The organism is Peribacillus sp. NPDC058002 (genome assembly GCF_042886655.1).
Classification (GTDB): Bacteria; Bacillota; Bacilli; order Bacillales; family DSM-1321; genus Peribacillus; species Peribacillus aracenensis.
The window spans coordinates 1-5,072 of sequence record NZ_JBHVQU010000244.1 but is presented as its reverse complement, the minus strand read 5'-3'; the positions used below and the strand labels follow the sequence as shown (position 1 = coordinate 5,072).

At 37.9% G+C, this 5,072-nt stretch carries 6 protein-coding genes; 3 read left to right on the top strand and 3 right to left on the bottom strand.

Annotated elements, in window-relative coordinates:
* Positions 1-39: 39 nt before the first annotated feature.
* From ACFVSH_RS22690 to ACFVSH_RS22680, 3 genes are read right to left on the bottom strand one after another with little or no spacing between them, the layout of a single operon-like run.
* Positions 40-405, bottom strand: coding sequence for a DUF1360 domain-containing protein (locus ACFVSH_RS22690; protein ID WP_260284018.1), 366 nt, complete (start codon positions 403-405; stop codon positions 40-42).
* A gap of 14 nt (positions 406-419) precedes the next feature.
* Entirely contained in the window at positions 420-995 is a 576-nt protein-coding gene (locus ACFVSH_RS22685; protein WP_387596200.1) for a hypothetical protein, read from the bottom strand.
* An 11-nt stretch (positions 996-1,006) separates the two neighbouring features.
* Positions 1,007-1,321: a hypothetical protein gene (locus tag ACFVSH_RS22680; protein ID WP_387596202.1), complete on the bottom strand. Its 315-nt coding sequence runs from the start codon at positions 1,319-1,321 to the stop codon at positions 1,007-1,009.
* A 217-nt stretch (positions 1,322-1,538) separates the two neighbouring features.
* Between ACFVSH_RS22680 and ACFVSH_RS22675 the strand changes: the two genes are divergently transcribed.
* From ACFVSH_RS22675 to ACFVSH_RS22665, 3 genes are all read left to right on the top strand, one after another.
* Positions 1,539-2,672: a GerAB/ArcD/ProY family transporter gene (locus tag ACFVSH_RS22675; protein WP_387596205.1), complete on the top strand. Its 1,134-nt coding sequence runs from the start codon at positions 1,539-1,541 to the stop codon at positions 2,670-2,672.
* The gene (locus ACFVSH_RS22670; protein WP_387596208.1) at positions 2,632-4,155 is read left to right on the top strand and encodes a spore germination protein; all 1,524 of its coding nucleotides are present in this window, start codon (positions 2,632-2,634) and stop codon (positions 4,153-4,155) included. Before ACFVSH_RS22675 ends, ACFVSH_RS22670 begins: the two co-directional genes overlap by 41 nt.
* A partial coding sequence (locus ACFVSH_RS22665; RefSeq protein WP_387707954.1) for a Ger(x)C family spore germination protein occupies positions 4,152-5,072 on the top strand: 921 nt, incomplete at its 3' end. The genes ACFVSH_RS22670 and ACFVSH_RS22665, both read left to right, overlap by 4 nt.

Below are 5,072 nucleotides of genomic sequence, written 5' to 3'. Positions count from 1 at the left end.
ATACCATACTATATGAACGAAGAGACAAGTTGTTTCCAATCAAATGTCCATAAATTTGCTGATTATAACCTCAATGATTGCGCCTACTGCTGCTACGGCAAGGATAAATGTCAATACGTCGCCAATAAACCAATGTTGGATATAAAGGAAAACCAGAAAAAGGCTAACCCAGACACCCACGCACCAAAAACAGCTTAGCAATTGTCCAATCCAGCCAAGCAGGCCCTTCTCCTTGGGCATTAAAAATATTTCCACATCCCCTTCTTCATTTTTTTCCTCAATCTCTTTAAAAAAGGGGCGGCGCAGCGGCTCCATGATTTTATCGAAAACAATCAAACGTGTCAGCCTGAAGGAAGCCAATCCTAATATTATAAATAAGGTAAATTCATTTTGTGGGGGAAACATTTAATATTGCTCCTTCACTTAGGTACTTCAATTATTTTGGCATCGATGATATCCGGCAGGTCCACGAAACGAATATGCTTCCCTCTTTTAATCTTCACTGATTCCCCCTTCATTCCCAACACATGAAACTGAATCGTTTTTCCGTTTACAATAGCCTCACATAATGGCTTTGGAAAACCTTGATGATTGGATAGGCGGGAAATGATGTCGCGGGAAGATTCTTTCTTCTCCACCTTTTTCCTTTTTCTCTTAACTGGTTTTTCGTTTTCTGGTTCTATTTGTTCAGGATGTTCCATTTGTTCAACCGGAGTTTGCTCAGGTGCATATTGTTCGGTGATTTTTCTTAATCCCGTAATCTCTTTTTCAATTTCCATCATGGCATCATAAACACCGAATTCCCGTTTGACTTTTTCGATTTTTTCTTCATTTTGCTCGGTTTCCTGTAGTTCGGGTTCAGGCTCAACGCTGTCTTGAGGTGTAGCTTTTTTCGTTCGAAAATCACTTTGCATATTCCCACGCTGATCTGATATTTTTGCTTGATCGACATATAAAAGTGGTTTGGATTCCTTATCGCCATTTTTCTCTGACATGAAAACCCTCCTTAATATTTCAGGATATCCACAGACTGCAGCTGCTCCATATGGTATTGGACAACTTTTTTCCCGAATTTATGCCTTATGAACAAACTGGACTCATTTTTTTGTTCCAATTTCCCAAACAGTGTACGGTCATTGATGATGAACTTACAAACAGGTTTAGGTGCAAAGGCTGGAAGCCGGGACAACAGCTCCACCAATTCCTCTGCAGTATATGAAGTGCTGATATTTTTTTCAGTCAAATCAATATTTCTCTTCAGCGGATTGTGTATGGTTTGTTTTCCAAAGGCACTAGGCATACCAACTTTCTTCACGTCCATGATTCCCCTCCTTCTTTTTCACGAATAGGGTTGAAAGCAGGTTTTTGCCGATTCTCGCAAATAATGAATATCCTCTATGTATCATTTATATGAGATTCGCCCTCCTTTATGCTGAAGATGTGCCGCTCCCTAAAAAAAGGACATCAACTTATCTTGGATATGTTGGGGATTAATGGAGAAAACTAAAGCTATCGAGTTATTAAAGGAGTATATGAAGATGAAAAAAAGTGGAAAGATTTCAACTGTACAACTATCTTTAATCATGATGACGGCTGTCGGCTTGAAAAATCATGTAACGATCCTTCCTCATTTGTTACAGGCGGCCAAAAGGGATGCGTGGATTTCTGTTCTACTTGCTCTTGGCCTGATTTTGATTTGGTGTTTTCTCTTATTCTATATCCATAAAGCCACAGGCCAGACAAATATATTTGTCTGGGTGGAAAAAAATATTGGGAAGGTAACAGGCAGGATTTTATCCTTTACCATGAGTCTCTTTTTCGCTTTTTTGGCTGCGGTTTCATTAAAAGAGATGGTTGTATGGACAAATATTTCCTATTTGCCCATAACTCCTTCGATATATGAAATCATCTTATTTACTGGTTTATGCTTTTTCCTTGCCTCAACAAACATACAAACGATCGCTATTACAAATACATTTGTATTGATGGCCGTCCTTGTGTTTGGCTTTTTTGTTGCAATCACGAACATACAATTTAAAGATTATTCACTTTTGAAACCCATCCTTGAAAATGGATGGTCCCCTGTCTTTGCAGGTATTATTTATCCCTTGTCTGGCCTTATCGAATTGATTGTCATACTTTTAATGCAGCAAAAAGTCCATGGAAAACTAAAATTCAAGGTTTTTGCTATAAATTCTATCATCCTTACATGGCTTATTCTTGGGCCGCTTATTGGCTCCATTGTAGAATTCGGCCCAGTCGAAGCCGCAAGGCAAAAGTTTCCTGCCTTTGAGCAGTGGGGATTAGTCACATTAGGGAGATTCATTGAGCATCTTGATTTCTTGTCGATTTATCAATGGTTAACAGGAGCCTTTATTCGTGTTTCCTTTTTCCTATTTTTATCACTCGAAGTACTATCATTTAAAAAGAAGCGAAACAAAATCATATTGCTCCTAACCTATTCTATTTTCCTTATCATTTCTACTTCATTTAGCTTCAGCGATGTTGTTCTATATTCCTTTATAAAAACATTTGTTTTGCCGATTACCTTATTTTTCTTTTTAGCCGTTTCCATCCTTTTAAGTTTATTTGTTTTGTTTAGTAATCGAAGAAAAAGGGGGTCCATATCCGATGTTCAAAAAAAAGAACCGACAAGCATCCAGTCCGAATAGGAAACTGGAAAAACCGGATAAACTCATGATAAACAATGAATCCGATTTAAAAGAAATTTTTCAAAACTCAGGAGATGTTTTTTTTCAAACCAGTGTATATCGTGATGAATCACCGATAAAAATTACAGTAATTGGATGTGAAGGACTTGTCGATACTGAATTATTAAATAATCTCGTATTTGAAAGGCTAACATTATTTTTCGAAAAATATCCAAGAGGGAAAATAACAATTAACGAAATAAAAGCTTCACTTTATCTTCCACAACTTACTGAAGTGAATACAAAGGAGAATTTGTTCGCAGATATCTACTCCGGAAGATTGTTACTTTACATAGAAGAATTCGGTTTTTTGTTATCTGTAAACATAGCAAATCGCCCTCAACGTAATCCAGAGGAAACAACGTCAGAAGTAACGATAAAAGGACCGAGAGATAATTTTATTGAAGATTTGTCCATCAATGTGGCTTTAATCAGGAAGAGAATGCGTACAAATTCTTTAAGCGTTAAATACTTCGAGGTGGGCAGGAGAACTTTGGCTAAAGTCGCTGTTTTATATATGGAGGACATATCTAATCCTGATATGGTTCAAGAAATATCTCGGAAAATTGAAGCAATTGATGTGGATGGGATATATGGAGGCAATCAATTTATGGGATTGATTGAAGAGCAACCTGCGATACTTTTTCCAAGGCATGACTATTCGGGAAAACCGGATTTTGCCGTACAATGCCTGTTAAAAGGAAGGGTTTTAATTTTAATTGATGGTGTTGCCTACACAATGATTACACCCATTAACCTCTTCATTGTCTTAAAAACATCCGAAGATAATGAATACACGTCCATTTACGCTTCATTTGAAAGGGTGCTTCGATTATTCGGCATTTTTATTGCTGCTCTATTACCAGGTTTTTGGGTCGCTTTAACCACCTTTCATCAAGACCAGCTCCCGCTGATATTACTGGCCACAGTAGTGGAATCAAGAAGGGGTCTGCCACTTCCCACCTCACTTGAAGCAATTACGATGGTCATCGTCTTTGAAATATTCAAAGAAGCCGGGATGCGATTACCTACATCGATTGGTCCAACATTAAGTGTATTGGGCGCTTTAATTATTGGGGATGCTGCGATCCGTTCCGGTTTAACAAGTCCTGCCATGCTTGTTGTGATTGCAGGCTCAGCTGTAGCTACTTTTACACTCGTCAATCAATCGATCATTGGGGTCATTAGCTTAATTAGGCTGGTTGCTATTATTTCCGCCTCTCTTTTAGGTCTTTTCTCATTCATCCTTTTAGCGCTATTTCTCTGTGCGTATGTGAGTAATATACGAATATTAGGTGTTCCCTATATGGAAGTAACTGCTAACTTAAGTTGGTCCAATATTGCAAAAACACTTTTTAGGGTTCCTTCCGCTTTGAATAAAAAACGCCCTTCTATCTTTTCTTCTAAAGACCCCACGAGGAAAGGCGATGATGGAAAAAAATGAGGTACAGATTCATTCTAATACTATTAAGTGTTTCCTTTCTCTCTGGTTGCTGGGATTCAAATGAACCTGAACGACTTGTTTATGCAAATGGATTGGGGATCGATTATAAAGACGGAAAGGTCGTCGCTCACCTTCAAATCATTAATCTGCAAGGGCTGGCAAAATCCGAATCAGGTGGAGATCCCAGTACCCTAAACGCTGCAGATGTCGGAAGTGCTACTGGAGATACTCTCGATGAAGCCTTGTTTAATTTATATCATACGTCAGATCGGCGTATTTATTGGGGACATCTTTCTTTTGTTATTTTATCGGAAGAAGCCATTAAAACTGGAAACTTCAAATATACGCTTGATTTATTGGACCGTTATCGCGAAACACGCTACCGAATTTACTTTTTTATGACTAAGGGTGCGGTTAAAGATGCCATGCTTATTTCCCCTATCGAAAACATTTCCTTGGCTTTTTCAAAATTAAGCGATCCAAAGGGGAACTATAATCAAAGCTCTTTTATCCCACCGATAAATTTAAGAGAGATTCTCATTGAGCTGGACGAACCTGCTTATTACGTTTCAATTCCCCAACTAAAGATTACGGAGCAATGGACCGGGCAGAAAGAAAAAAAGAAGGCTTTATTAATGGATAACATCGCTGTTATTTCAGAAAATAAAATAATGGCCATTCTGCCTAAAAAGGTGATGAATGGTGCAAGATTAGTGAACAAACATTTTGTTCGTGATAACGTTACCCTTTTCTCTGGAACGGAAAGGGAAACATCAATTATTGTGTTCGAAAAGAAGGCTAAGATAACACCTATCGTAGAAAAAAACGGAAAAGTTCGTTTTCATATAAAAATGAAGATTAAAGCAAGTGTTGACATGTTGAAAAATGGCATAACACACAAAGAATATGAAGAAGAA

What these genes read in the sequence shown, in the direction of transcription:
- ACFVSH_RS22690 (WP_260284018.1), bottom strand. Translation starts at nt 405, where the DNA reads ATGTTTCCCCCACAAAATGAATTTACCTTATTTATAATATTAGGATTG.
- ACFVSH_RS22675 (WP_387596205.1), top strand. Translation starts at nt 1,539, where the DNA reads ATGAAAAAAAGTGGAAAGATTTCAACTGTACAACTATCTTTAATCATG.
- ACFVSH_RS22680 (WP_387596202.1), bottom strand. Translation starts at nt 1,321, where the DNA reads ATGGACGTGAAGAAAGTTGGTATGCCTAGTGCCTTTGGAAAACAAACC.
- ACFVSH_RS22670 (WP_387596208.1), top strand. Translation starts at nt 2,632, where the DNA reads ATGTTCAAAAAAAAGAACCGACAAGCATCCAGTCCGAATAGGAAACTG.
- ACFVSH_RS22685 (WP_387596200.1), bottom strand. Translation starts at nt 995, where the DNA reads ATGTCAGAGAAAAATGGCGATAAGGAATCCAAACCACTTTTATATGTC.